The sequence below is a fragment of the Paenibacillus sp. YSY-4.3 genome (genome assembly GCF_054767475.1).
In genome coordinates, this window is sequence record NZ_BAABMC010000010.1 from 132,265 (window position 1) to 158,763 (window position 26,499).

The window sequence follows — 26,499 nt, forward strand, 5'->3', positions numbered from 1 at the left end:
TGGTGTTTAGATTATGAATTATAAAACGATATTGAATGCGGGAAACGGTGATAGTCCATGAGTACCCAAATGATGACAAGCCCAAGAGGGCGCGAGCTTTTTTCGTACCTGCCGGCTTATTATGAAACCTCTCGCGTCATGCGAGGGGATATGAATGCAAAAGGTGCAGAGCTGGATATGCTCCACCAGGCACTGGATGAGACCTTGGAGCAATTTTTTGTAAAGACGGCCACATGGGGATTGGATCGCTGGGAGCAGGAGCTGGGGATTGAAACAGACCTGGTCAAGCCACTGGCACAGCGGCGTGCCGTCGTGGAGTCCAAGCTGCGGGGGGCCGGGCAATTTACGGGCCAGTTGGTCAAAAATGTGGCCGAAGCGTATGACGGCGGTGCGGTCGATGTATCTTTTCATCCGGATGAATGGAGTTTCACGGTGAAGTTCATCGATACAATCGGTGTTCCACCGAATTTGGATGATCTGAAAGCTGTCATCGAGGAGCTTAAACCGGCTCATTTGGCGGTCGAGTACGAGTTCAGCTATTTGCTGATCCAAGACATCCATGCCGTTATGACGCTTGGCGAATTGGAGCAGGTGCCGCTATCAAAATTTGCAGGAGGTGGTTCAGTTGGCAAGTAAAACAGAGCATTTGAATTTGCTGAAGAAGGATCCGGTAGCCGATGGGAATGAGTATTTTAATATTGAGACGATGTTAAATGAGAACTGGGATAAGATTGACGAGGCCGTTGGTTATGTCCAAAATCGTCTAAATAGATCCAGCACCGAGTCTATTACACTACAACCAGGATTACAAACGATCAACGCTAAGCGCGACGCACGCTTTAAGCTTGGCGAAGTACGGGGACGAACGCTGATTAATCTACTCGGTAGCTGGGGAGGATGTGAAAGTCTAAATCCTCGATATTTTTACAATAGAGTAACTGCCAGTATAGACACAACCATCAAAAAGTCTGGAAGTGCTTCTTTAAAAGTTGTGGCGGATACCTCAGTTGATACTACTCATTATTATAGATTCGCGGGAAGTGTAGTAGAAGACTGCTACAAGGTTTCAGAAGGAGAAAACATCCTTTTTGGAGCTTGGATAAAGCCACAATCTGTTGGCGGGGCACACATGACCTTGTTTTTTTGGAATGATACCGGTACGGAGAATGTAAGTGGAATAATTGGGGGGAGCGTTATTTACGGTGACGCTTCGAAGTTTGCTTACGGGTATGTTAAAGCAAAAGTTCCTGCTGGTGCTCGTTATGTAGTTCCGCGGATTGCTCTTGTTGACCAAAATGGATATGAAAACTTTACAGGAACCGGAGCCGAAGGTTGTAATATCGACGAAGTGAGCATTTATAAACTTTCGGATACCGAGTACGCGGCGCTGGACGGGATGACCAACGAGGAAGTTGGCGCCAGATATCCGTTTGTACCGACAGGCATTATAGGCATTGAAAATCCTTATGCGATTACTACAAGCGGAAATCTGCTGCCAGTATTTTATGGGTGGGCATTGATTAACTCCCCAACCTCGGATGGTGCTTATCAAATAAGAGCTTCGACAAATGGGACAGTTACACAACTAGCAGAATATTGGCTACCTGTTATCTCTGGGGCTACGTATAGTTTTAGCCGCATTTTGCAAAATGGTAGCATCCAGGTATACGGCTTTGATGCTATAAATGGGAACCCTGTGCAAAATATGAACCAAGATAAAACCAACGGTTTTTACAAAGCAACATTTGCAATACCGAGTACGGTTAAAGTTCTACGCATCAGGTGTTATACAGATACAGCAACCACCGAATCTATATTTAGTAATATAATGCTAAACGCAGGCTCCGAAGCCAAATCGTTCGAGCCGCAGCGTAGCTCGATGCTCGCTTTCCAGACCGAGTTACATGCAAATCCAACGAATGGCAGCGATCCTGACGTGTTGTTTGAGCAGGACGGGCAATATTATAAGCTGGCTAAGTGGAGAAAGATTGTACTGGATGGGATGCTAGAATGGACGTTAAACGTAGGGAAGACGGGGTTTAAACAGGTTAGATTTCCTGTTTTTGACGGAGTTTCATCAAACTCTACTAACTGTGCAGTAACGAAATTTAACGGATCTAAACTTGCCTTTGGAGATTCGAGTAACATTCCCGATACTTTCCAGTTGATCTCATCAAATAGATACTTTTATGTTTCTATTCCTAACGACGATAGCGGGTGGCCGGATGGATATAATCCAACAGCAGACGAAATTAAGGCGTATTTTTGGGGTTGGACAATGTGCATCCAGGATGGATCAGTACCTTATGCGGGTACGGGGACAAAATATTGGAAAACTGTTGGTAAGACTGGCGTAGCTGATACATCTACCTTGCCAACAGCCCAAGCTCCTAACAGAACACCTTATCAGCTCCTGTACCGCCTCGCCAAAGAAACCGTTGAGCCAGTCGTTTCAGAAGGTTGCTTGACAATAGCCGAAGGCGATAACATGGTCGAATTCGGTACGGGGATTGTGTTAAGGGAGAGCGTGAAACCTAAACTTGATGGAACAGGGTATTGGATTGCAATAGACGGCACCAAAATCCCAAGCTCTGCCTCAGAGCTAAGGTATAAAAACAATGTAGTTCTAGGTGTATATAAGAATTCCATGGCGGATTTTAAGTGGAATATTGTCAACAGTGTCAATGCTTACGGTATACAACGAGCCTATTTACCTACCGCAGACTATGACCAATCAGCAGCTTACAGCGTCACCTATCTCAAACTCGATAAATCACCTATTGTTCCGATAAGCGGAAGCCTGGCTACAAACGAAAAGTCTCAACTTAACGACTTGACCGCAGGCGTGTCCGAAGCCCTGCATCGGGTAAGCGTCGTTGAGCAGAAGAAAGCGGAGAAGGATGCACCAGGTTGGATTACGCCGACGTTGTTGAATGGGTGGACATTATCGAGCAGCGGTGTATTTCCGGCTCAATATTTCAAAGACAGTATGGGGATTGTCCATGTTAAAGGTATCGTAACAGGTGGGGTGACAGAAACTGTCGTATTTAAGCTTCCAAGTGGCTACAGACCAAGAATAACAAATAGAATACCCTCAATAATCATGTCTGGGGTGAATGTCTATATTGCTTATCTTGATGTAAAAGCTAGTGGCGACATATTAGCCGTTTTTCCAACTCAAAGTAACCATTTAACACTTAACATGTCATTTCTAGCTGAACAATAAGGAGGAATTACCGTGAAAGCAGTACCTAAAGTAAATGCAGACGGCGTTTATCTGGAGGACGAATTAGTGAATGATGCCTTTAACGGAGTCGTTCCTACCTATTACCAGGATTTGGTGACGCAGCTTGAAACCAATACTGGCGTTGAAGACGAGCTGTCAGAAGAGAAGCAGCAGCCAGTTGGTTACATTGTTGGTGTCCCCGTACCGCCTGGTTTATTCTGTCCTCGATTTGACATAGCAGCATGGCGGAAATACCAGGATGCTCTGACTGCGGCAGAGAATGAATACCAAACTATGTATGCGGAATGGGCTACTGAGCCCGAAGAAGAGCGCGGGCAACTCCCTGTTTATACACTTCCAGAGCAGCCGACGTTGTGGAGCGAGGGCTTATCACCCGAAGAGATCGAGGAGCTTACTTGTCCACAATCACAAGAGCTAACCGAACTTGAACGTCTCCAGACAGAGAACACCGAGCTTAAACTGGCTCTCGTTGAACTAGCTGAATCGCAGGAAGCTGATAAACTCGAAATGCAGCTAGCGCTTGCAGAACTTGCCGAAATTATTACAGGGGGTGAGACTGTTGGCTAAAATATACTATGATCTAATCATGGCAAATTTAAAAGCTATTAACGATGTGCCGCTTCGGTGGCAGGCTCAAGTGCAAGAGTTTCTAAATTCTGACGCCCTATAAGGCGTTTTTTATTTTGCCCCCGATTCCCGGGGGCTATTTCTTTTTGAAACGGAGGGAGCAGGATGGAAATTACGATACTTATCTCCATTGCGACAGCCGTTAGTGGAATTTTGCTAGGCTGGTTAGGGCGCACGCGGACCATACGCCAAGATGCAGCGAAAGACGCAGAGGCAGGAGCGACCCTGCAGACGGACGTGGAATATATCAAACGCGGCGTCGATGACATAAGGGTGGATATGCGGATTCAAAGCCAGCGCTTGGATGGAATATCCGAACGCGTGACGCGGGTGGAGGAGTCGACTAAGCAAGCACACAAGCGGCTGGACCGCCTGGAAGAATAAACTATATTAAATGCTGGAAAGGAAGATAGTTATGGACTGGAACGTTATTTTTGATCTCATTCATCCGTATTTATTCGGAGTTGTGGCGGTGTGTTGGGTGATTGGCTATATCCTCAAAAAGACGCCCAAGGTTCCCGATTGGAGCATCATCTATATTGTTACCGTCGTATCAGTACTGCTGACTATTTGGCTGCTCGGCTGGGGGCCGGATTCGCTGATTCAGGGCATCCTTACCGGGGCGTTTGCAGTGTACGGCAATCAGTTTGTGAAGCAAGCATTGAAAGGGGCGGATGATCATGAAAACGGTATGGATTGATGCAGGCCACGGAGGTAAAGATCCGGGGGCAACCGGAAATGGATTGAAAGAAAAGGACATTACCCTCCAATTATCTCTGGCCATAAAACGGCGGCTTGAATCGCAATATGAGGATGTTAAGGTGCTGCTCTCCCGCAGTTCGGATGCCGATATGACTTTAAAAGACCGAACCGACAAAGCCAATCAGGTGAATGCCGATATTCTTATCTCCGTTCACTGTAACGCCGGGGGTGGGGCGGGAGGCTTCGAATCGTACTGCTATACTGCGGCATCCGCGGCTTCTAGGTCCTTGCAGGACGTTTTGCATAACGCCGTCATGACGGAGCTCAAGCCTTACGGCATCAAGGACAGGGGGGAGAAGACGAAGAACCTCCATATGGTTAGAGAGAGCAAAATGCCTGCGGTGCTGACGGAGAATTTGTTTGTTGATGTAGTTAACGATGCGAACAAGCTGAAACAGCAGGAGGTTAATGAAGCGATTGCGCAAGGGCATGTGCGCGGCGTGGCCCAGTTCCTCGGATTGAAGCCGAAAGGGGTAAAACAACAACCGGAACCCGCCGATTCAGGGGCAAATCAGACTTGGAAAGAGAGCGGTCGCGAATGGCTTATTACGCACGCAGGAATCAGTCCGGACTGGAAAGCAACCGACCCGATTGATATCGGAACGCTTGGCACGATCCTCAGCAGATTGCAGAAGTAAATTCCCATGGCGCCGGGAGTTTTCTCTGCGTAATTGCTGCTTCATTGTAGGATTTGTGATTTTGCTATTGGTTCTCTATTCGTAGCTTCTTCTATTCGATACTTCTCAATTGTTACTCCGTTATTCGCTATCTATTATTTGGTATCTGCTACTTTACTATCCACTGCCTTCTAATCACTACCAGCTATTCGCTGTTTAGCTAGCTAGCTAGTTAGTCGCACTAACTGCATTTGTTACATTTAATAGCTACCGTCTATCGATGGCAACACAAACTAGTTGCATTTCTTACATTTAGAAATGAGATATGGAGGCTGCTCAGGCAAAATACCGTAAACTAGATGTAGGAATTACATTTATTTCGCAAAATTTGCCCTTATAGGCATAAAATAAATGTAGGAAATACATCTAGCGACATCCTCCGGTACCGAATTACCCTCTTAGAGGCGAGTTGTAGATAATTAGACGCAATGATTACGCTGAATCTAAAGAAGCAAGGGGAATCGCAACCCAATTAACAACCCAACTGGCCACAGAAGCAGGCAGACTCCCTGTCAGATTCTTTTTTATGATCAATACACGCTAAACAGGATATACACCACATACGCGCACCCCAGCAGTATTCAAAACGCAATAATCCACAGCCCCTCCTTTCCTTTACCTCAATATCTTTCGCCAGTAATCCACATGATACTAGTCTCCTTTCATTCCACATAATCGATTCTCTTTTCATTTCGCCAAGCATCTCTTCCCTTTACCCGTTTATTATTCCTTAACATTGCCGAATATGAACTAAACCGCCGGTATCCAAAAAAATAAGGACAACCAGGCGTCATTTTCCACTTGTTAAAGAACGTTTGTTCGTATATAATACAAACAAATGTTCTTATCGGAGATGATTTTGGTGAAAAAATACATTAACCAAGTGGTCGAGATTATATACATGGATCGCAGCGGCAGAATTACACAGCGTCCCATTCACATTCATGCCATTCGTAGTGGGTTGGTGCGAGCAACGTGCCTGCAAACAGGAGCGCCGAGAGCCTTTAGAACTGAGCAAATACTCGCTCTTCATCCTGTGAAACAACCTGTGAAGCCATCTGTGAAACACTTTGCCAAACAGTCCGCAAAACAATCCATATTACCATCCGTGAAACAACCTGCAAAACAATCCATGATGCCTTCCATGAAACAACCTATACAACCAGCTGTACAACCATCTATGCAACAAATTGTGAAAGGGGGCAGTCATTATGCTTCCTGATCTGGAACGCAAGCTGCTGCGGATCATTTATAATTTTTGGTCACAGCGCCGCCGTATTCCGAGCATGAAGGAACTTGAACGTACAACTGGCAGGACGGAGCGGGATATCCTAGCAGCTTTGAGACGGTTGGAGGGAGACGGCTTCCTGAATTGGCCGGACAAATCCACGCTAAACACATTGAGGCTGCTAAATGTCCCGGAGGCGGAGGAACCCGCTAAGGCTAGGCCACGGCGGGGATTGCGCAGCGATATTGAATACTGGACGAATTATTGAAGATTACATAAGGAATGGAATCGTTGAGGATAAAAAACGCTTGCCTTTTCAGAGTAGCGGCTATAGAATCTAGGTAAGAACTTGTACGTACAATTAATTACCTAATTTGAATTATGTCGATATTGTATATACAAGTTGGCAGATCATTACTTAAGAGACTAATCACTCTGGGAGGCGTTAACGCAATGAATTTGAAACCGTATTCATTTTGGTTTGTAACAGGAAGTCAGCATTTGTACGGGCCTGAGACGTTGGAAGAGGTAGCCGAGCATTCCCGCATCATTGCCGGGCAGCTGGACAAAGATCCTGTGTTTGCACAATCCATCGTATTTAAGCCGATCGTAACCACACCAGATGAAATTTATAAATTGATTGTTGAAGCGAACAGCGATTCATCCTGCGCGGGGATCATTACGTGGATGCACACGTTCTCCCCGGCCAAAATGTGGATCCGCGGCCTGTCTCAATTGCAGAAGCCGCTGCTTCATTTCCATACGCAATTCAACCGCGACATTCCGTGGGAAACGATCGACATGGATTTCATGAACCTGAACCAATCTGCGCATGGCGACCGGGAATACGGCCATATCGGAGCCCGTCTTGGCATTGCCCGCAAAATCGTCGTTGGCCACTGGGAGGATGCGGAGGTCCGTCAGGATATCGCCGGGTGGATGCGGACAGCCGTTTCGTATGCAGAGAGCCGCAGCCTGAAGGTAGCGCGTTTCGGAGACAACATGCGCGAGGTAGCGGTAACCGAAGGCGACAAGGTCGAAGCGCAAATTCAGCTTGGCTGGTCGGTAAACGGGTATGGTATCGGCGATCTTGTACAGCTGGTAAACGAAGTAAGCGACGCGGAAGTGAAGGCGCTTCTCGATGAATATGCCGAGAAATATACGATTACCAAAGAAGGCCTGAGCGCTGGTCCGGTTCGCGACTCGATCGCTTATCAGGCGCGCCTCGAAATCGCAATGAAGCGATTCCTTGAAGCGGGCGACTTTGGTGCGTTCACTACGACATTTGAAGACTTGCATGGTCTGAAGCAGCTTCCGGGTCTGGCCGTACAGCGCCTGATGGAAGCCGGTTATGGCTTCGGGGGCGAAGGCGACTGGAAAACCGCTGCATTGACCCGCGTGCTTAAAGTGCTTGCCGACAACAAGAATACTTCCTTCATGGAGGACTATACGTATCATTTCGAGCCGGGCAACCATATGATCCTCGGCGCGCATATGCTTGAGGTTTGTCCGACGATAGCCGCGACAAAGCCGTCGATCGAGGTTCATCCGCTGGGCATCGGCGGCAAGGAAGATCCGGCGCGCATCGTCTTCGACGGTCAAGACGGTCCGGCGGTCAACGCTTCTCTCGTGGACTTGGGCAACCGTTTCCGCCTGATTGTCAACGTCGTAGACGGAGTAAAAGTGGAGAAGCCGATGCCGAAGCTGCCGGTTGCCCGCGTACTCTGGAAGCCGCAGCCGTCGCTGAGAGAAGCCGCGGAAGCCTGGATCTTGGCAGGGGGAGCTCACCATACGGTGTTGTCCTATAACATTACAGCCGATAATTTGTCGGATTGGGCGGAAATGGCCGGAATCGAGGCTGTCTTTATCGACAAGGATACTTCGCTGCGCCGGTTCAAGAACGAGCTCCGTTGGAGCGACATGGCATATCGTCTGCGTTAATGGCCAGAGAGATCCCGTTTCCGCGCGTTCCCCGGCCTATGATACAATAGCGGGTAGAACAAGAGTATTTGGCTGAGGTGAATGATGAGTAATCGGCGGATTCCTAAATATTTGCAGCTCAAAAACGAACTGTTGTCATGGTTTGAAACAGGAAAGCTGCAGCCCGGACAACAGGTTCCATCGGAGAATGAGATATCCGAGCAGTTCGGCATAAGCCGGCAAACGGTGCGTCAGACGTTCGGTGAATTGGAGAAGGAAGGGTGGCTGGAGCGGATTCAAGGCAAAGGCACCTTCGCGAGAAATCCACTTCGCCGAGAGAGTGAGCAGGTCAAGACGATCGGGATCATCACGACATATATTTCGGATTATATTTTTCCGCATATCGTCCGCGGTGCCGAGGCGGAGCTGCGAAGCAAAGGATACCGGCTTCTTCTCTCGAGCACGGATAACAATAAAGAGAAGGAAATGGAAAGTCTTCAGCTGATGACCAGCCAGCCGCTGAGCGGGCTTATCATCGAGCCGACGAAGAGCGCGGAAGGCAATCCGAACTTAAGCTACTTTCTGTCGCTGCAGGAGAAGGGCATTCCGTACTTGATGATCAATGAGAAATATCGCGAGCTGGAATGTCCTTGCCTGAAGGTGGATGATGAGCTTGGCGGCTATTTGGCTGCACGGCATCTGCTGGAGAAGGGACATACCTCTATCGTCGGGTTCTTCAAGCGGGATGACCTGCAAGGGGTAAATCGCCTTAAAGGTTTTCTGGCGGCGCACCGGGAGTTCGGGACTAGTGTATCTCCCCAGCGCGTCGTAACTTACACGACGGAGGAGAAGGACCAAGCCCCGTACAGTCAAGCTGTGCGGCTGCTGCAGCAGGAAGAGGAAGGCCGGCCGACCGCTTTCGTATGCTACAACGATCAATTGGCGGTCGTTCTGATGGAGGCCATTCAGCAGTGCGGCCTGCGGGTTCCTGAGGATGTTTCAGTCATCGGTTTCGACGATTCCTCCCTTGCGCTTGCTTCCGGAACGAAGCTGACGACGTTGAAGCATCCGAAGACGGAGATGGGCGAACTGGCAGCCCGGCAGCTCATTGGCATGATCGAGCAGGGGCTGGTGTTTGAAGACACGGTTTTCAAGCCCGAAATCGTTGAACGGGAATCCGTGCAACGAAGAGAACAGGCGAATCAGGAAGTAGAATTACACAGCTAGGGTCCGGATACCGGACTCTAGAGTGTAACTTGTACGTACAACACGTTTTGATTGAGCTTGTATTTATGCATATATCAACCAAACTGTGCTGTATTAGATGGAATGCAGGTATCTAATTAGGCCCTAAACAATTGTTTTAGGGAATTAGATGGATTTATACACCTTAGATCAAGGATCCTGTCCGATCATTGGCGATGTTCCATCTTATAACTACATGAAATCCATTTAAATCTATGTTCCCTTTCTTACCGTAGAAACTAACGGCTATAAATCCATTTATTTTAAGTAGAATGATAAGAATGGTTGTCAGCAAGTACGTAAACTGTTCCTACGATGTCGTATCTCCTAAATTCCTTGGATGGTATAGGTTCATGGGATATTTTCCCTTGACTGCATCCCAAATTTTTGAGTCGAGTTCATCTTAGTTAGATATTTGCAACTTGATTTGACTGATCTTGTAGTTTGATCTAACACTAGATATTTGCAGTTTGATCGATTGGATACTTGGCTTATAGATCTAGGTTGTAGATCTGCATCTGCCTTCTGATCAGGACAGGGTATCTGCAACAATAGATAGTTCTATAGAAGAAACTTTGTACTATGAAATGGTGATATATAACGTAAAGGATTACGATGAGAGAGAAGGGAGTGACCGCGTATGTTGGAGGCGCTTAAACAGCAGGTTCTAGAGGCCAATTTAGAGCTGCCAAAGCACGGACTGGTTACATTTACATGGGGAAATGTCAGCGGAATTGACCGTGAAAGCGGATTGTTTGTCATTAAGCCAAGCGGTGTGCCTTACGAGGAGTTGAAGGCGGAAGATATGGTTGTCGTTGACCTGGAGGGGAATGTGGTTGAGGGCAAGCTGCGTCCATCATCAGACACCCCAACCCATATGGTATTGTACCGGTCTTTTCCAGATATCGGCGGGGTTGTGCATACCCATTCCCCTTGGGGAACGAGCTGGGCGCAGGCCGGAAAGGCGCTGCCCGCTTACGGTACGACGCATGCGGATTATTTCTACGGAGAGATTCCTGTGACTAGGCCGATGACAAAGGAAGAAATCGAAGGTGCCTATGAGCTGGAGACGGGCAACGTGATCGTTGAGCGGTTCGCCGATATCGACCCAAACCAGGTGCCGGGTGTATTGGTGCATGCCCACGCACCTTTCGTATGGGGCAAGGATGCCCATAATGCGGTTCATAATGCGGTCGTTCTCGAAGAAGTAGCAAAGATTGCGGCACGCATGCTGAGGCTAAATCCGGAGGCGGCTCCGATGGATCAGACGCTGCTGGATCGTCATTTTCTGCGCAAGCATGGAGCCAAGGCATATTACGGACAAAAATAATGCGGTATAGAACGGGAGGTTTTTCATATGGCAAACAAGTATACCATTGGGGTGGATTACGGTACGCAATCGGGGCGTGCGGTCCTGGTCGATTTATCGAATGGCCGTGAAGTGGCGGATCACGTAACCCCGTATCCCCACCACGTCATCGATGAGCAGCTGCCAGGATCCGGCATCAAGCTCGAGCATGATTGGGCGCTTCAGCATCCTGACGATTACCTGGAAGTGCTGCGGAAATCTGTGCCGGCGGTTATCCGTGAGTCCGGGATTGACCCGGCTGATGTGATCGGAATCGGAATCGATTTTACAGCTTGCACGATGCTGCCGATTGACGAGCAGGGCCAGCCGCTTTGCTTCGATGCCAAATACATCGACCAGCCGCACAGTTGGGTTAAGCTGTGGAAGCATCACGCCGCCCAGCCGGAAGCGGATAAAATCAACGAAATCGCGGCGGAGCGCGGAGAAGCGTTTCTCCCGCGTTACGGCGGCAAAATTTCATCCGAATGGATGATTGCTAAGATATGGCAAATTCTCGATGAAGCTCCTGAAATCTACGACCGCGCAGACATGTTCCTGGAGGCGACGGACTGGGTCATTTCGCAAATGACAGGTACCATCGTCCGCAATAGCTGTACGGCCGGTTATAAAGCGATTTGGCATAAACAGGACGGCTACCCAAGCAAAGAATATTTCAAAGCGCTTGATCCAAGGTTGGAAAACCTCACAGACACGAAGCTGCGCGGCGATGTGATCCCGCTTGGCACGAACGCTGGCGGGTTGACCGAACAAATGGCGCAAATGATGGGTCTCAAGCCGGGCATTGCGGTAGCCGTGGGGAACGTAGACGCTCATGCTGCTGTTCCAGCTGTAGGCGTTGTAACGCCGGGCAAGCTCGTAATGGCGATGGGCACCTCCATTTGCCATATGCTGCTGGGCACGGAAGAGAAGCAGGTGGAAGGCATGTGCGGCGTCGTCGAGGACGGTATTATTCCAGGATTGTACGGATATGAGGCGGGCCAGTCTGCGGTAGGCGATATTTTTGAATGGTACGTGGAAGAGGCTGTTCCGGGATACGTTAGAGAAGCGGCGTCCAAGGAAGGCATCGGCGTCCATCAGTGGCTTGAGAAAGAAGCTGCAGCCTATAAACCGGGACAAACCGGATTGCTTGCGCTGGATTGGTGGAACGGCAACCGTTCGGTTCTCGTCGATACGGACTTGACCGGCCTGATTCTGGGAATGACGCTGCTCACGAAGCCGCAGGAAATTTACCGTACCCTGCTGGAATCCACGGCCTTCGGTACCCGTAAAATCGTCGACGCTTTCCACAACAATGGAGTTGCGGTCGATGCGCTGTACGCCTGTGGCGGCTTGCCGCAGAAGAACCGTCTGCTGATGCAGATTTACGCTGACGTTACGAACCGCGAAATCTTCGTTGCCGATTCGAAGCAGACGCCGGCACTCGGTGCAGCGATGTTTGCAGCGGTAGCTGCCGGGGAAGAGGCTGGCGGTTATGACACAATCCTTGATGCTGCCGAGCGCATGGCCCGCGTGAAGGAAGAGACGTTCAAGCCGATTCCCGAAAACGTGGAAATCTATGACCGCCTATTCCAGGAATACAGCAAGCTGCATGATTATTTCGGCCGCGGCGAGAACGACGTGATGAAGCGGCTTAAGAGCATCAAGAAATCTACGGAGTAACGCTGTCCGACTGGAGGTGATTCGGCATGGATAATTCCCGGGAAATAGACCTTTTGGAGAAGATCGTTCTGGAGACCGGCGCAATTCATAAGGTAGCTCCTTTTCTAAGAGACCGCATCCTGCATCGCTGTGTGATTGTAGCCGACCAGAATACTTATAATGCGGCAGGGAAGGCCTTGGAAGAGAACCTTCATTCCCAAGGCTTAAAGGCAGAGCTATGTCTTCTGGAGCCAAACGCGGCTGGCGATGTCGTCGCCGATGAGCAAGCCGTTATGCAACTGCTGCTTGAAGTAGAAGCCGGCACCACGGATGGGCTCATTGCTGTCGGCGCCGGAACGATCCATGATATCGTCCGCTTTGTGAGCCATAAGACGGGAATTCCGTTTATCTCGGTTCCTACGGCTCCTTCCGTGGACGGTTTTACTTCGGCGGGAGCGCCGCTGATTATCCGCGGGATTAAGAAGACAGTGGCGGCAGTTCCGCCGATCGCAATATTTGCCGATGTGCAAGTTCTTATGAAGGCACCGCAGCCGCTGGTCGCGGCTGGATTCGGGGATATGCTCGGCAAATATACATCCTTGTTCGATTGGAAGGTGTCCCGTCTGACAGGGGGAGAACCATACAGCGAACAGGCAGCAGTCATCACGGAGCAGGCGCTTAAATCCTGCGTTCAGCATGCTGAGGAGATCGGGGAACGAACAGAGGACGGTATTCGCATCTTGATGACGGCTTTGATCGAATCGGGCATCGCGATGCTGCTGTTCGGGCAGTCTCATCCGGCTTCGGGCGCAGAGCATCATCTGTCTCACTACTGGGAGATGGAATATTTGCGCCGCGGCAACCGGGCGCTGCTGCACGGAGCCAAGGTTGGCGTCGCGTGTGCTGAAATCTCCAATATATATCACGCGGCCGTGGATCAAGGCAAATTCCCGGGGCGACAGCCGAAAGCGCTGCTCGAGCACGGTAACGAGATCCGGGAATGGCTGGCCCAGGTACCATCTGCGTCAAGGATTCGGGAGCTGCTGGTTCTGGCCGGTGGCCCATCCACGCTAGAAGAGCTTGGAGTCGATGAAGATTTATTTACGGAAAGTCTTCGCGAGGCGCATCTTGTTCGCTACAACCGACACACCTTGTTGCGTGCGCTGAACGAGGCATAATTAACTGATTCATATTATGGACGGCGAAGGATTGCTTGGCTTGGATTCAGGCCAAGCAATCTTTTTGTATGAACTACTTTTTCATTATTATTGTAAAAATATGATCTATTCTATAAAGAAATTAAAATGTTAAACCGATATAAACTTGTGCGAATTGTCGCAGTAAAATAATTTTATAGAGGTGACGTTAATGAGCTGGTATTTGAAGGTACTCAAAAACTATGTCGGATTTGAAGGGAGAGCAAGGCGTAAAGAATATTGGATGTTTGTGCTCTTCAACATGATTGCTGCGTTTGTCCTTAGCTTTATCGGTGGACTTATAGGTCTGGATACAATACTATATTACATTTATATGCTGGCTGTTTTTTTGCCAAGTTTGGCAGTTGGTGCGCGCAGATTACACGATACAGGAAGAAGCGGCTGGATGCTTCTGCTAAGCTTAATTCCTTTAGTAGGTACTATTATTCTAATTGTGTTCATGTGCCAAGATAGCGAGCCAGGCGACAATAAATTTGGTTCAAACCCTAAGCTTGAGAATTAAGATGTCCATACATATGGTTTAAAAATGGAATCAGAGAGAGTCCGAGGCCTTACAGGCTTCGGGCTCTTTTCTATGCAGTGGTTGCTCAGCGTCTTTATTTCCATGTGTGGATTGCCTGTACATTTAATAAAAGTTATCGAAAATCGTATAATGGGTATATTTGTCAACCTAGACTAATATATTCATTAGGTGGTGTTTTTTGTGCAGAAACTAAAATCCAATTATATTAAACATAGAATTGAAGAAGAGCGGCGGCGGCTTGGGCAGTTGGCTGAACAATACGGCTTGCGGGATACGCGGGTGCTGAGGCAGTCCATGGAGCTTGACCGGCTGATCAATCACTATAACGAAGTCATGTACGATTATTTGCGCAGAAGAGAGCCGATTGCCTAAAGCAATCGGCTTCTTGAGGTTTGACACGGGCTGCTCTTTGGCTCTTAACGGAAAGAGGTAGCTACACTTTGGAGCAAGGTGCGCACGTCGTATTGATACTGGTTCATCGGGGCAATGGGCTTGTTCACTCCCAGCAGCTGATAGACGGCAATTCTAGCTGCTCTGACGGAGTACTCCTCTGTAAAAACAACGTCATCGGGAATTTCGCAAAATTGACCGATGAAAGCTAGGTTCGTTGAGCCTTCTGGAACGACCTGAGGGCGGTCGCCGAGCGTTCTCGGCATGAATTGCGCCGTAATATACGGCATCATGCAGGGGATGCAGTTTGCCGAGCGGATAATGTCATCCAACTCCTGTTCGAATTTCAAATGATGCAGCAGCTCCGTTAAAATCTCTTCCCCGGTACAATCGCACATTCTCTTGTTTACATAATCCCCCACATGATCCGGGTACAAGCCGTAACCCCAGAACACTTTCACATCGTCAGGCTGGTTGCGGAAGTGCGGCTGGTGCGCCAACACGATGGACATGAACCAGCTGGAGTCTTTAAAGGTGACGAGAGCGCCGGTTCCGGCCTTGTTGCGGGAGAAGTTCTCCATCAGATCAAAGAAACGGGAGCCCTCGCAGGTGACGGTGAAAGATTCCCATTTGGACTCGTCGATATGATCATCAAAGGAAGAGGGATTGCCAAGCAGTCCTGGCTTCTTCGCCGCGATCCGATCCCACAGCTGCCATGAGCTGCCTTTGCCGTTTAGCTGTGGAGGGGTCGTCATCGAGCCTAAGCTGGAGCTTTCCGTCATCGAGCCGTTCGTTACAATGACCAAATCCTCGTCCGCCAAATCCAGCGTTTTTTCCACTCCAATCTTCACATAATGCATGCGAGTCACCGTGATTCCATCGCCCTCTTTGAAATCCAAATCTGTTACCGTACATTTCATTTCAAAATCAACGCCATGCTCCTGCAAATACTGGTGAAGCGGAAGAATGATCGAATCGTACTGGTTATAAGGCGTGCGCGTGACGCCTGCAAGCGTATGAATTCTCGGAAACTCATGCATGAAGCGGAGCATGTACCTTTTGAACTCGACTGCGCTGTGCCAGGGCTGGAAGGCGAAGGTTGTCGCCCACATATACCAGAAATTCGTCTGGAAAAAATGAGGCCCAAACCATTCGTTAATCCGCAGCCGGCCTAACTGCTCCTCTGGTGTGATGATGAGCTTGGCCATGGCAATACGATCACCCATGTCAAAGCCCATGGAGGTCACATCCTCCACTTCACCATCCTTGTTCACAAGCCTTGCCCGGGAATGCGTAGGATGCGCCGTATCAAAGGCTTTAATCTCCTCCCTCACCGATTGGCCCGGATCATCGAGAGAGGGGATAGAGCCCAGCAGGTCCCATAAATTTTCATATGTTTCATCGTTCAGCATCCTTCCGCCCCGGATCACATAGCCGTGCTCGCGATCTCCAGCACCGTCGTTACTGCCTCCAAGTACTTTTAACTCTTCAATGATATGAATCTGCTGTCCTGGAAAATCACAATCTCTAATAAGAAATGCCGCGCCTGCCAGTGAGGCGATTCCTCCTCCGACAAAATACACCTGGTTACTGTAAGTGCCCATAGCCTTCATCCTCGCCTTCGTAGATTTTTGCGAAACCTCGAAACATATAGAGTAGAGACAACTTAAATGTACGAGATTTCCTTTTTATAGAAAATCGACAATAGGCGATTACTGTATCAATTTTGGACACTTTCATATATTTGTCTAAACTTTCTGCTCATAGCGGTGCAAGGCTCGTTCGAAATTGCCTTTCATAAGTCCGCTTAGCCGCTCCACGATGGGCGCGGGCTCTTCCTTCATGCCATCCTGCATCCATTGAATGACAAGCCCGGTAAAGGCCAGCGTATAGAAGTTGGCGAGAAACTTCTTATTCTCTTCGGCAACGTGCATGCCGTGGCTGACCTCGTCCACGACGCCGATCATCAGGTCATAGGTGACAGCATACAGGTAGGAGTCCAAGTGACTCCGGGCCAAGGAATGAAGGGTGTTCAGGCAGAAGGATTTATTGCTCTCGATATAGGCGAAAATCGTATATAGACCGTACGTCCACGTATCGTAACTGCGATATTCGGCAATGTCGCCGACGGCCTCTGTTTCAAATACCCAGCCGAGCAAGTCGTAGATATCTTGAAAATGGTAGTAAAACGTTTGCCGATTCACCCCGCAGCGATTTACGATCTGTTTAACAGTGATCTTGTTTAAGGGAAGCTCCTGCATCGTTTGCTTCAAGGCGTGGGCCAAGGCCTTCTTGGTGATGGTCGAATTGGACAAAAAAATCACCTGCTATCCCATAATAGTTAACCATATATATCCAATAGTATCACAAAAAAAAAGGCCCCACTCTTTAACAAAGAGTGAAGCTTTTTCAGAATACTGCCCACCGGCAGGCTACAAGTGGAACTTAATTTGTTTTCGATTTGTTATAAATGTCAAAGGCCACGGCCAGGAGCAGGACAAGCCCTTTGATGCCTTGCTGCCAATCAACCCCAAGGCCGATCAGGGACATGCCGTTGTTCATGACGCCCATGACCAAGCCGCCGATAATCGCGCCGATGACGGTGCCAATGCCGCCGGAAGCGGAAGCGCCGCCAATGAAGCAGGCCGCGATCGCATCGAGCTCGAAGTTCGTGCCGGCTTTAGGCGTCGCCGAGTTCAGGCGTGCAGCGAAGATGAGGCCCGATAACGCGGCCATCGCACCCATATTGACGAAGACCCAGAAGGTGACCTTCTTCGTCTTGACCCCGGACAGCTTGGCAGCTTTTTCGTTGCCGCCCAGCGCGTAAATATGCCGCCCGGCAATCATCCGGTTCATGACGAAGGAATAGATGACGATGAGCACGAACAGAATGACGAGTATGTTCGGAATTCCTTTATGCGTAGCTAGCACATAGGTAAACACGTTAACGACCGCGACGAGCGAGGCGACCTTGGCGATGAATACCCAAATCGGCGCGGTTTGGAAATTGTACTTGATCTGGGTCTTTCGATCTTTCCATTCCTGCCAAATGACGAGCAGGGAGAGAAGGATGCCGAGGACGATCGTCAGGATGTGAATGCCCTCGCCTCCGAACCAGTCAGGCAGGAAGCCGGAGCTGATCTTCTGGAAAGACGTCGGAAACGGCGCGATCGACTGGCCGCCCAGAATGATCATCGTAAGGCCGCGGAACAGCAGCATCCCCGCCAAGGTGACGATGAAAGCGGGAATCCTCACATAAGCGATCCAGAAGCCCTGCCACGCGCCGATCAGTGCCCCGACCCCGAGCGCAATGATGACAGCGAGGAAGGGAGGAAGCTGCATTTCGACCATCATAATGGCCGACAGCGCACCGATGAACGCCGCGATGGAGCCGACCGATAGGTCGATATGTCCCGTGATGATGACCAGCACCATTCCGATGGCTAATACGAGAATATAGCTGTTTTGCAAAATCAAGTTCGTCACATTGAGCGGCTTCAGCAGAATGCCGTCAGTTAAAATTTGAAATAAGATCGTAATGAAGACTAGCGCGATAATCATGCCGTACTGGCGGATGTTTTTTTTGAAAAGCTCGCTAATCATTTGCATTTCCTTACCCCCTGCCTCGAGTCATGGATTTCATTAGTACTTCCTGGGTGGCGTCTTCGCGGTTGACCTCGCCGGTAATGCGCCCTTCGCTCATGACATAGATGCGGTCGCACATGCCGAGAAGCTCCGGAAGCTCCGAGGAAATGAACAGGATGCCTTTCCCTTCGTCTGCCAGTTGATTGACAATCGAGTAAATTTCGTATTTGGCGCCTACATCAATGCCGCGGGTAGGTTCGTCCAGGATGAGAATTTCCGGCTGCGCGTAAATCCATTTGCTGAGCACGACCTTTTGCTGGTTGCCTCCGCTTAAGTTGACCGTTTTTTGCAAAATGCTCGGCGTCTTGATCTTTAGCTTCTGCCGGTATTCCTCGGCTACAAGCACTTCTTCGCTCTCATTGATTACACCGTGGCGGGACAGCTTGCCCAAATTGGCGAGAGAAATGTTCCGCTTGATATCGTCGATCAACACGAGCCCATAGTCCTTGCGGTCCTCGGTCACGTAGGCGATGCCATGCTGTATCGCGGTGCTGATATCGTTCAGCCGGATCTCCTTTCCATGCAGCAGCAGCTTGCCCTGGATGTTCTCCCCATAGGATTTGCCGAAAATGCTCATCGCCAGCTCCGTTCTTCCTGCCCCCATGAGTCCGGCCACGCCGACAATTTCGCCCCGCCGAATATGGATGTTGATGTTATCCAGCATTTTGCGGTCCTGCTGCTCGGGGTGATCCACCTGCCAGTTTTGCACTTCAAACAATTTCTCCCCAATGTTCGGTACACGCTCCGGATAACGGTGGGTTAGATCCCGGCCGACCATCCCTTTGATAATGACATCCTCGGTCACCTGATCCTCATGCATATCCAGCGTCTGAATCGTCTTCCCATCCCGCAAGATCGTAATTGAATCTGCGACTTTCTCGATTTCATTCAGCTTGTGAGAAATAATAATCGAGGAAATACCCTGCTTCTTCAGCTCCAGAATTAGATTCAGCAGGTTCTCGCTGTCGTCCTCGTTGAGGGCAGCCGTCGGTTCATCGAGGATGAGCAGCTTGACCTTCTTGGAGAGCGCTTTGGCGATTTCTACGAGCTGCTGCTTGCCGACGCCGATCTGGATGACATGGGTATTGGGGGATTCCTTGAGCCCTACCGTGGCCAGCAGCTCTTTCGTTTTGACGGTCGTCTCGTGCCAGTTGATGATGCCGCGCCTGGTTTGCTCGTTGCCGAGAAAAATATTTTCCGCGATCGATAAATAGGGGATCAAAGCCAGCTCCTGGTGAATGATGACGATGCCCAGGCTCTCACTCTGCTTAATATCTTTGAATTCGCAAACCTCGCCTCGGAACAAAATATCTCCCTCATAGGAGGCATGTGGATAGACGCCGCTAAGCACCTTCATTAGCGTGGATTTGCCGGCGCCGTTCTCCCCGCAGAGGGCGTGAATTTCGCCTTCTCTTACTTTCAAGTTCACATTTTCCAGCGCCTTGACGCCCGGAAATGTCTTCGTAATTCCTCTCATCTCCAAAATGAAGTCACTCACTGTTCTCACCAAGCCTTTCGTCTCCATTCGAGTACAAAGGATAGCGGAGGCCGGAAAGGCCACCGCTATATGTGCCGTTTGCGTGTTACAGTCCCACTTCCTCTTTCGTATAGTAGCCGGTCTCTACCAATTCCTGCTCAATGTTGTCCTTGTCTACCGATTTTGGCTCCAGCAGATAGGAAGGAACGACTTTGACTCCGTTGTCATAGGTTTTCGTATCGTTAACTTCGGCTTCCGTGCCTTCGAGAATGCTGAGGGCCATGCCGACGGCTTTTTTCGCCAGTTCGCGCGTATCCTTGAAGACCGTTTGCGTTTGCTCGCCAATTAGGATCGATTTTATCGAAGCGAGTTCGGCATCCTGCCCAGTAACAATTGGCATTGGTTTATTGCCCGAGCCGTAACCGACGCCTTTCAGGGAAGAAAGAATGCCGATGCTGATGCCATCATAAGGGGAGAGGACCGCATCGACGTTCTCTGCTGCATAGTGGGCGCTCAGCAGGTTATCCATGCGTGCTTGGGCTGTTGCGCCGTCCCAGCGCAGGGTGGCGATTTGCTCCATTTTCGTCTGATTGCTGCGCACGACCAACTTGCCGGAATCGATATACGGCTGAAGAACGGACATCGCGCCGTTATAGAAGAAATAAGCGTTGTTATCGTCTGGCGAGCCGCCGAACAGCTCGATATTGAACGGCCCTTTGCCTTCCTTCAGACCAAGCTTCTCTTCGATATAAGAGGCCTGCTGTACGCCAACCTTGAAGTTGTCGAAGGTAGCATAGTAGTCCACGTATTCGCTGTTCATGATCAGGCGGTCATAGGCGATGACCTTGATGCCTTGATCATGTGCTTTTTGCAGCACTTCGGTTATGGCCGCGCCGTCGATTGAAGCGATGACGAGCAGATCCACGCCTTTGGTAATCATGTTCTCGATTTGGGATACCTGGTTCTCTACGACGTCCTCGCCGTATTGCAGATCCGTGCCGTAGCCTTGTTTCTGGAACTCCTTCACCATGTTGTTGCCGTCATTCACCCAGCGCTCCGATGATTTCGTTGGCATGGCAATCCCGACTGTGCCTTTCTCGCCTTTCGTTGATCCGCCGCTGCTATCCTTGCTTCCGCAAGCCGTCAAAGTTATTGCCAGTACGAACGTCAGCAGCAATAATGTCGCTTTTTTCATTCCCGCTTACCCCCTGTTTATAAATTGAAATTTGCTATGAATCCGCTTTCAGAGGAAAGTATAGCAAGGAGAGGCCGCTTTCGTATTTACAATAAACCTACTCTTTTTATAAAAATCAAACTTATTTGGGGTGAAGCAACTTTGGGGAGAGGGAGTGCCTTGGATGCCTTGGGGATATAGCCATGGAGAAGAAACAAGGGGGGTGTGAATATTGCTAGGATGGGGGAAGCTGGGGAATCTACGGTAGCTGGATGCGATTTAGGAGATGAAGCTTGCGGCACACTATGCCTTTGAGAATAGGTAGTTGATAAATATTTTTGATCATTTAAAATTCGGAATGTATTTTATACATCTAGTTAAGCTCTTTTATAAAAAATACATGCGCTTAATGTAAAACATGCAGTTAGTTTGCCTGAATGGAGCTCATTCGTCGAAAAAACTTAAAACTAAATGTAGGTTCTGCAGTTAGTTCCCTCTAACACGGCCAAAACCGCTGAACTAACTGCATGAAATACATCTAGTTAACTGATCCTGACTATTTAATCCAACAAACGACTGATTAGCCCCAGGTCGATATTGGATTCAAACATCTCGGCCATAAGATCAAAACTCTGCTCATCCGGTACTACGAGGTCATGCTGGTAGGGCAAAATCCCGGCACACGGGACGCCGTGCTTGTTTTCCAAGACATCTATGCCTGGCTGCAAAATGTCCTTGATCCCATGATAGCGATTAATAATGAATCCCCCTAATTGATTCTTGATGGAATCATCCAACAAATCGATCGTGCCATGCAGCGCTGCAAAGACGCCGCCATAGTGAATGTCCGATACGAGCAGCAGCGGGGAGTTTGTTATTTTAGCCGTATAAATATTAGCTACGTCCTGATTGGCCAAATTGATTTCCGCGGTTGATCCTGCCCCTTCAATGATGAGAATGTCGTATTTGGCGGCCAGTCTTTGAAAAGAGCTTTCAATGCCAGCTCTGATTTCCGGCAGAAAATCCTCGTATTTCGTATAACAGCCTGTATACAATAACTTGCCATGTAAGATGATCTGCGTTTGGTCATAGGCGGGCTTGATCAGAACGGGATTCATGTCCGCTTCCGGAGCCACACCGGCGCTTAAGGCTTGAATATAGGTAGAATAAGCGATTTCGCAGTGATCTTCGGTCGTGAAGGATTTTGAGGAAATATTTTGCGCTTTAAACGGAGCAGCGACAATCCCTTTGTTCCGCAGCATGCGCAGCAGAGCTGCCGTAATGAAGCTTTTGCCGCAGGAGGAGCTGGTTCCGACGATCATTAAGGATTTCATGGGTTCACCTGTTTCACTTGTTTTTAATCCGCAGAGTTAGGCTCCGGCTCGATTTTCAGGTTTTCGTCAAAATACCGCCCTTCCCGAAGATCGTAAACGAACTGCTGGAGCCATGTGTAATAGCTGAGGGCGTGCCGCAGTTTGTGAAGATCTTGCAGGCATAGCTGGCGTTCTTCTTCTGGCGTGCCAAGGTCGAGAATGATTTCTGTAAGTTCGGGCAGGGCTTCGTTAATCGCCTCCGTCATCACATCAATTTCACGCTGCAGTTTGATCGTAAAAAAGTTCTGAAAAGCCAGAAAGAAATTCGTTTCCGCCTGATAGAGGTCTTTGCGCTCTTCCTTCTCCGGCAGCTTAGAGACCATTTGGGAAGCCATGAGCGAACGAACAGCGTAGCTCATATTGCTTTTGCTCATATTCATGCGGTTCTTCATCTCTTCAAGCGTCATCGGCTTGTCCTCGAAATACATAATGCCATATAGCTCGCCAAATGAATGGGTTGCGCCGTACAAGTCCATCGTATCGGCAATGGCCTTCACCACTTTTCGGCGAAGCCCCTCATGCTTGACCTTGCACTGCTCCATATCCCGATTAGAATGTTCCATAATTTCACCTGCTATCGCGTCGAATTATTCACGATTCTTCTTTTACATAACTTCCTATTCCATTTTACACGGAGAAAACCATATATCTTAACTTCGAGTGTACAATATTTTTTGAACAGAGAAAACTCATTGGATTTTCATACAGACAAGGAGGACGGAATTTAAAGCGATTATAACATAGCATCAAAGGATAAATCGAGCAAGTCTTCCATAGGCTTGCAGAAATCAAGAGAATTCCTATTGTTATGAATTAAAAGTATTTTGAACGAATAAGGAGGAGCGACTTGAAACAATCCAAACTGGCGGCCGATGTGAAGGCGCTGCTATTCACGCTGCCGGCGCTGATCCCGCTCGCGATGTTTTGGCTCATACCGCTAGGATATGCTTTTTATTTAAGTTTTACGGAATGGGACTTCATGAGCCCGGAGAAGCTATTCGTCGGCATGGCCAACTATGCTGAATTGGCGGGCAATCCCGCGTTTTACAAGGCGCTGCGCGTAACACTGCTGTTTACGGCGGGAAGCGTACTTCCTACGCTGATCGGTGGGCTCGGCTTCGCGCTGCTGCTAAACAGCAAGCTTCGATTTTCCGGAGTGTATCGTACGCTTATTTTTTCGCCATGGGTAACGCCAACCGTAGCTGTGGCTATCGTATGGTCTTGGATTTTTGAACCGGAGGTAGGGTTGGCCAATAACGTGCTGCGCTTCTTCGGCTCGGAGGGGGTAGGCTGGCTGGGTGATCCAAGCTGGGCGCTTATCGGCATCTTGATTGTAACGGGTTGGAAATCCGTCGGCTGGGCGATGGTTTTCTACCTGGTAGCTCTGCGCAATGTACCGAGCGATTTGCTGGAGGCCGCCGCGATCGATGGTGCCGGAAGCTTGCGCAGGTTCACGTATGTCACGGTTCCGCTCATATCTCCGACGACATTCTTTTTGACGATTGTGCTGATTATTCAGTCTCTGCAGGCCTACGATCAGATTAATGTCATGACGCAAGGCGGGCCTTCCGGATCAACAAGAACGTTGCTTTACATGTATTATCAGTCTGCATTTGAGGCCTTCAATATCGGTGAAGCATCCTCCGTAGCGGTCGTGCTGGTCATTGGCTGTGTGCTGCTCTCCATGGCTTCATTCGCTGTAAGCAGACGCAATGTGCACTACCACTAAATCAAGATTGATAGGAACAGGAGAGCAATCATGACTGAGACAAAGATAAGCCCTATCTTCACAAGGCATTTGCCGCTGGTGCTAATCGCCCTCCTAATGGCATTCCCGTTCTACTGGATGGTGACCAGCGGTCTCAAAACCAATGATGAAATCTGGCAATTCCCTCCGACGTTCTGGCCGGAGTCTCCCCAGTGGGGTAATTTTCTCGAAGCCTGGAATGCGGCGCCATTTTGGCGTTATATGGCGAATAGCATCGGTGTGGCTAGTGCGATTGCAATCATTCAGGTCATCAATTCCGCAATGATGGCCTACGCGTTGACTCATATGAAGTTCCGGCTGAAGGGACTGTTGACCGCATTGATCCTGCTAGGTTACATGGTGCCGAACACCGCGGTTTATTTGCCGAGTTATATTGTGTTATCTAAGCTTCATCTGCTGGATACTTACGCCGGAATGATTTTGTCCAACTGTGTCAGCGTATTCTCGATTTTTCTCATCAGGCAAGCTTTTTTGCAGGTATCCCATGAATTGGTGGAGGCCGGGCATATCGACGGGGCAACGCATGGGCGTGTACTGGGATCGATTCTTATTCCGTTAACCCGCTCGTCTTTCGCAGTCCTCGTGCTCATTACATTCATAGAGCAATACAACAATTATTTCTGGCCTATGCTGATTACCAAAAATCCTGATCTGCAGCTTGTTTCGGCGGGTCTGCGCAGTTTTTTCGTGGAGGGAGGTGCTTACGGCTTGAAATGGCCGCTGATTATGGCTGCAAGTTCATTCACGATTATGCCGTTATTGCTGCTATTTCTGCTGACCCAGAAGACGATTATGCAAAGCGTAAATTTATCTGCAGGAGTTAACAAGGGATAAACCATACAAATCATATAGTGGAGTGGAGGAACTATACATGAATTTATTGAAAAAAGGATTGATTTTCACCTTGATACTAAGCTTCGTGCTGATCACGGGCTGCGGTGCAAACGGCAGCGGAGGCAATACGGGGGGACAGGCCAGTGCCGAAGTAAATGGAGCGCAAGGAACGGCAGCCAAGGAGCCTGTGACGATCGAGTTTTGGTACGGACTTGGCGGTAAGTTGGGTGAACAAATGAAGGCGCTCATCGAAGAATTCAATGCATCCCAGCAGGAGGTTATCGTAAAAGGGATCGTCCAGGCCGATTATTCGGAGACGGAGAAGAAGCTTCAGGCTGCGATCGCTTCGGGTGATGTGCCTGCGGCTGTTTTGGCGGCGAATGTGGATTGGGCTCGAAAAGGTTATTTTGCCGAGATGGACGAGATGATCGCTCAAAGCCCGGACTTCAATAAAGAGGATTTTGTACAGACATTTCTGTCTCAGGGACAGGTGGACGGGAAGCAATACTTCCTGCCGATGTACGGCACGACCCAGGTGATGTACTACCGTAAGGACAAGTTCGAGCAGGCGGGCATTAAGTCGGAGGATATCAAGACATGGGAAGACTTGGCTGCGGCGGCTGCGGCGATGACGGAACGGGAAGGCGGCAAAACGACGGTGTATGGCTGGGAGCCGATGTGGGGAAGCGAGAATATGATCGATGCCGTATTAGGCAAAGGCGGACGTATTCTTAGCGAGGATGGAAAGACAGTCATGATCGATTCTCGGGAATGGGTAGAAACGTGGTCGCTGTTCCGCAAATGGATTCATGAGGATGGCATTATGCGCATTCACTATGGCGGCCAAGGCTGGGAATATTGGTATAAAACGATCGATGACGTAATGAAGGGTCAAGCGGCAGGCTATACCGGCTCGAGTGGCGACCAGGGCGATCTTGATTTCACGCAGCTTGGGGCGATGGAGCAGCCGGGTTGGGCGGGAAGGGGCGAAGGCAAGCCGGTCGCGAGCGCAATCATGGCGGGCATTCCGGCCAAAGCAAGTCCCGAGCAGCAGCAGGCGGCGTTCAAATGGTTCTCTTTTTTCAATAATTCCAAAAATACGGCAGCCTGGTCGATGAATACTGGCTATATCGCCGTTCGCGAATCTGCACTCGATGATCCGGATTTTGTTGCTTACAGCGAGCAAAACCCACAAAGCAAAATTCCGCTCATGCAGGCAGCGCATGCTTCCGCTCCATTCCAGGACCCAACCGGCGGCAAAATTAACGACGCGCTGAAAATCGCAGCCGATAAGGTGCAAATCGAGAATATTCCGGCCGAAGAAGCACTTAAGGAAGCGAAGGCAGCGGCCCAAAAAGCGCTAGATAGCATGAAATAGGAGTGAC

General features: G+C 49.3%; 26 protein-coding genes. 19 read left to right on the top strand and 7 right to left on the bottom strand.

What is annotated here, in order from left to right; genetic code table 11:
• Positions 1–57 precede the first annotated feature (57 nt).
• The 16 genes from ACYUJT_RS22990 (at position 58) to ACYUJT_RS23065 (ending at position 14,825) form a co-directional block, all read left to right on the top strand.
• Positions 58–636: a YmfQ family protein gene (locus ACYUJT_RS22990; protein ID WP_460326761.1), complete on the top strand. Its 579-nt coding sequence runs from the start codon at positions 58–60 to the stop codon at positions 634–636.
• The gene (locus tag ACYUJT_RS22995; protein WP_460326763.1) at positions 626–3,226 is read left to right on the top strand and encodes a hypothetical protein; all 2,601 of its coding nucleotides are present in this window, start codon (positions 626–628) and stop codon (positions 3,224–3,226) included. The genes ACYUJT_RS22990 and ACYUJT_RS22995 overlap by 11 nt, the downstream gene beginning before the upstream one ends.
• Positions 3,227–3,238: 12 nt before the next feature.
• Positions 3,239–3,814, top strand: coding sequence for a hypothetical protein (locus ACYUJT_RS23000; RefSeq protein ID WP_460326765.1), 576 nt, complete (start codon positions 3,239–3,241; stop codon positions 3,812–3,814).
• 19 nt (positions 3,815–3,833) lie between these two features.
• On the top strand, positions 3,834–3,917 hold the full coding sequence (locus ACYUJT_RS23005) for a hypothetical protein (protein ID WP_460326841.1): 84 nt from the start codon (positions 3,834–3,836) through the stop codon (positions 3,915–3,917).
• A 62-nt stretch (positions 3,918–3,979) separates the two neighbouring features.
• Positions 3,980–4,258 carry a hypothetical protein gene (locus tag ACYUJT_RS23010; RefSeq protein WP_213589880.1) on the top strand — a complete coding sequence of 93 codons (279 nt, stop codon included), beginning with the start codon at positions 3,980–3,982 and terminating at the stop codon, positions 4,256–4,258.
• A 31-nt stretch (positions 4,259–4,289) separates the two neighbouring features.
• Positions 4,290–4,574: a phage holin family protein gene (locus ACYUJT_RS23015; RefSeq protein WP_460326768.1), complete on the top strand. Its 285-nt coding sequence runs from the start codon at positions 4,290–4,292 to the stop codon at positions 4,572–4,574.
• Positions 4,555–5,274 (top strand): N-acetylmuramoyl-L-alanine amidase, encoded by a 720-nt coding sequence (locus ACYUJT_RS23020; protein ID WP_460326770.1) that lies wholly within the window; start codon positions 4,555–4,557, stop codon positions 5,272–5,274. The genes ACYUJT_RS23015 and ACYUJT_RS23020 overlap by 20 nt, the downstream gene beginning before the upstream one ends.
• A 901-nt stretch (positions 5,275–6,175) precedes the next feature.
• Positions 6,176–6,535, top strand: coding sequence for a hypothetical protein (locus tag ACYUJT_RS23025; RefSeq protein ID WP_460326772.1), 360 nt, complete (start codon positions 6,176–6,178; stop codon positions 6,533–6,535).
• Positions 6,525–6,809, top strand: a complete 285-nt coding sequence (locus ACYUJT_RS23030; protein ID WP_460326775.1) for a hypothetical protein — start codon at positions 6,525–6,527, stop codon at positions 6,807–6,809. Before ACYUJT_RS23025 ends, ACYUJT_RS23030 begins: the two co-directional genes overlap by 11 nt.
• A gap of 185 nt (positions 6,810–6,994) precedes the next feature.
• Complete coding sequence (gene araA / locus ACYUJT_RS23035) at positions 6,995–8,482, top strand: L-arabinose isomerase (RefSeq protein WP_460326777.1); 1,488 nt, start codon at positions 6,995–6,997, stop codon at positions 8,480–8,482.
• Between the two features lie 84 nt (positions 8,483–8,566).
• On the top strand, positions 8,567–9,688 hold the full coding sequence (locus tag ACYUJT_RS23040; protein WP_460326843.1) for a substrate-binding domain-containing protein: 1,122 nt from the start codon (positions 8,567–8,569) through the stop codon (positions 9,686–9,688).
• A 658-nt stretch (positions 9,689–10,346) separates the two neighbouring features.
• Positions 10,347–11,036 carry an L-ribulose-5-phosphate 4-epimerase gene (gene araD / locus ACYUJT_RS23045; RefSeq protein WP_460326779.1) on the top strand — a complete coding sequence of 230 codons (690 nt, stop codon included), beginning with the start codon at positions 10,347–10,349 and terminating at the stop codon, positions 11,034–11,036.
• Between the two features lie 27 nt (positions 11,037–11,063).
• On the top strand, positions 11,064–12,734 hold the full coding sequence (locus tag ACYUJT_RS23050) for a ribulokinase (protein ID WP_460326781.1): 1,671 nt from the start codon (positions 11,064–11,066) through the stop codon (positions 12,732–12,734).
• Positions 12,735–12,760: 26 nt separating this feature from the next.
• Positions 12,761–13,891, top strand: a complete 1,131-nt coding sequence (locus ACYUJT_RS23055) for a sn-glycerol-1-phosphate dehydrogenase (protein ID WP_460326782.1) — start codon at positions 12,761–12,763, stop codon at positions 13,889–13,891.
• 190 nt (positions 13,892–14,081) lie between these two features.
• Entirely contained in the window at positions 14,082–14,432 is a 351-nt protein-coding gene (locus ACYUJT_RS23060) for a DUF805 domain-containing protein (RefSeq protein ID WP_460326783.1), read from the top strand.
• A 201-nt stretch (positions 14,433–14,633) separates the two neighbouring features.
• Positions 14,634–14,825, top strand: coding sequence for an aspartyl-phosphate phosphatase Spo0E family protein (locus ACYUJT_RS23065; protein ID WP_460326786.1), 192 nt, complete (start codon positions 14,634–14,636; stop codon positions 14,823–14,825).
• 44 nt (positions 14,826–14,869) lie between these two features.
• Here the strand turns inward: ACYUJT_RS23065 and ACYUJT_RS23070 are convergent, their stop codons facing one another.
• From ACYUJT_RS23070 to ACYUJT_RS23100, 7 genes are all read right to left on the bottom strand, one after another.
• Positions 14,870–16,495, bottom strand: coding sequence for an oleate hydratase (locus tag ACYUJT_RS23070; protein ID WP_460326846.1), 1,626 nt, complete (start codon positions 16,493–16,495; stop codon positions 14,870–14,872).
• A 96-nt stretch (positions 16,496–16,591) separates the two neighbouring features.
• Positions 16,592–17,167: a TetR/AcrR family transcriptional regulator gene (locus ACYUJT_RS23075; protein WP_460326788.1), complete on the bottom strand. Its 576-nt coding sequence runs from the start codon at positions 17,165–17,167 to the stop codon at positions 16,592–16,594.
• Between the two features lie 121 nt (positions 17,168–17,288).
• Positions 17,289–18,452 (bottom strand): multiple monosaccharide ABC transporter permease, encoded by a 1,164-nt coding sequence (gene mmsB / locus ACYUJT_RS23080; protein ID WP_460326791.1) that lies wholly within the window; start codon positions 18,450–18,452, stop codon positions 17,289–17,291.
• Between the two features lie 4 nt (positions 18,453–18,456).
• The gene (mmsA, locus tag ACYUJT_RS23085) at positions 18,457–19,986 is read right to left on the bottom strand and encodes a multiple monosaccharide ABC transporter ATP-binding protein (protein ID WP_460326848.1); all 1,530 of its coding nucleotides are present in this window, start codon (positions 19,984–19,986) and stop codon (positions 18,457–18,459) included.
• Between the two features lie 85 nt (positions 19,987–20,071).
• Complete coding sequence (chvE, locus tag ACYUJT_RS23090) at positions 20,072–21,160, bottom strand: multiple monosaccharide ABC transporter substrate-binding protein (RefSeq protein ID WP_460326793.1); 1,089 nt, start codon at positions 21,158–21,160, stop codon at positions 20,072–20,074.
• Between the two features lie 539 nt (positions 21,161–21,699).
• Positions 21,700–22,473: a cobyric acid synthase gene (locus ACYUJT_RS23095; RefSeq protein WP_460326797.1), complete on the bottom strand. Its 774-nt coding sequence runs from the start codon at positions 22,471–22,473 to the stop codon at positions 21,700–21,702.
• Between the two features lie 23 nt (positions 22,474–22,496).
• A complete protein-coding gene (locus ACYUJT_RS23100) occupies positions 22,497–23,075 on the bottom strand; it encodes a GbsR/MarR family transcriptional regulator (RefSeq protein ID WP_460326800.1) in 579 nt (192 codons plus the stop codon).
• Between the two features lie 356 nt (positions 23,076–23,431).
• Between ACYUJT_RS23100 and ACYUJT_RS23105 the strand changes: the two genes are divergently transcribed.
• From ACYUJT_RS23105 to ACYUJT_RS23115, 3 genes are read left to right on the top strand one after another with little or no spacing between them, the layout of a single operon-like run.
• On the top strand, positions 23,432–24,241 hold the full coding sequence (locus ACYUJT_RS23105; RefSeq protein WP_460326850.1) for a carbohydrate ABC transporter permease: 810 nt from the start codon (positions 23,432–23,434) through the stop codon (positions 24,239–24,241).
• Between the two features lie 30 nt (positions 24,242–24,271).
• Positions 24,272–25,114, top strand: a complete 843-nt coding sequence (locus ACYUJT_RS23110; protein WP_460326802.1) for a carbohydrate ABC transporter permease — start codon at positions 24,272–24,274, stop codon at positions 25,112–25,114.
• Positions 25,115–25,151: 37 nt separating this feature from the next.
• The gene (locus ACYUJT_RS23115) at positions 25,152–26,492 is read left to right on the top strand and encodes an extracellular solute-binding protein (RefSeq protein ID WP_460326804.1); all 1,341 of its coding nucleotides are present in this window, start codon (positions 25,152–25,154) and stop codon (positions 26,490–26,492) included.
• Positions 26,493–26,499: the final 7 nt, after the last annotated feature.

Coding starts and splice junctions, on each gene's coding strand:
- ACYUJT_RS23040 (WP_460326843.1), top strand. CDS start 8,567: ATGAGTAATCGGCGGATTCCTAAATATTTGCAGCTCAAAAACGAACTG.
- ACYUJT_RS23105 (WP_460326850.1), top strand. CDS start 23,432: ATGTTTTGGCTCATACCGCTAGGATATGCTTTTTATTTAAGTTTTACG.
- ACYUJT_RS23050 (WP_460326781.1), top strand. CDS start 11,064: ATGGCAAACAAGTATACCATTGGGGTGGATTACGGTACGCAATCGGGG.
- ACYUJT_RS23010 (WP_213589880.1), top strand. CDS start 3,980: ATGGAAATTACGATACTTATCTCCATTGCGACAGCCGTTAGTGGAATT.
- ACYUJT_RS22990 (WP_460326761.1), top strand. CDS start 58: ATGAGTACCCAAATGATGACAAGCCCAAGAGGGCGCGAGCTTTTTTCG.
- ACYUJT_RS23030 (WP_460326775.1), top strand. CDS start 6,525: ATGCTTCCTGATCTGGAACGCAAGCTGCTGCGGATCATTTATAATTTT.
- ACYUJT_RS23015 (WP_460326768.1), top strand. CDS start 4,290: ATGGACTGGAACGTTATTTTTGATCTCATTCATCCGTATTTATTCGGA.
- araD (WP_460326779.1), top strand. CDS start 10,347: ATGTTGGAGGCGCTTAAACAGCAGGTTCTAGAGGCCAATTTAGAGCTG.
- ACYUJT_RS23060 (WP_460326783.1), top strand. CDS start 14,082: ATGAGCTGGTATTTGAAGGTACTCAAAAACTATGTCGGATTTGAAGGG.
- ACYUJT_RS23055 (WP_460326782.1), top strand. CDS start 12,761: ATGGATAATTCCCGGGAAATAGACCTTTTGGAGAAGATCGTTCTGGAG.
- ACYUJT_RS23100 (WP_460326800.1), bottom strand. CDS start 23,075: ATGGAACATTCTAATCGGGATATGGAGCAGTGCAAGGTCAAGCATGAG.
- ACYUJT_RS23115 (WP_460326804.1), top strand. CDS start 25,152: ATGAATTTATTGAAAAAAGGATTGATTTTCACCTTGATACTAAGCTTC.
- ACYUJT_RS23020 (WP_460326770.1), top strand. CDS start 4,555: ATGAAAACGGTATGGATTGATGCAGGCCACGGAGGTAAAGATCCGGGG.
- mmsB (WP_460326791.1), bottom strand. CDS start 18,452: ATGCAAATGATTAGCGAGCTTTTCAAAAAAAACATCCGCCAGTACGGC.
- ACYUJT_RS23095 (WP_460326797.1), bottom strand. CDS start 22,473: ATGAAATCCTTAATGATCGTCGGAACCAGCTCCTCCTGCGGCAAAAGC.
- ACYUJT_RS23110 (WP_460326802.1), top strand. CDS start 24,272: ATGACTGAGACAAAGATAAGCCCTATCTTCACAAGGCATTTGCCGCTG.
- ACYUJT_RS23005 (WP_460326841.1), top strand. CDS start 3,834: ATGGCAAATTTAAAAGCTATTAACGATGTGCCGCTTCGGTGGCAGGCT.
- araA (WP_460326777.1), top strand. CDS start 6,995: ATGAATTTGAAACCGTATTCATTTTGGTTTGTAACAGGAAGTCAGCAT.
- chvE (WP_460326793.1), bottom strand. CDS start 21,160: ATGAAAAAAGCGACATTATTGCTGCTGACGTTCGTACTGGCAATAACT.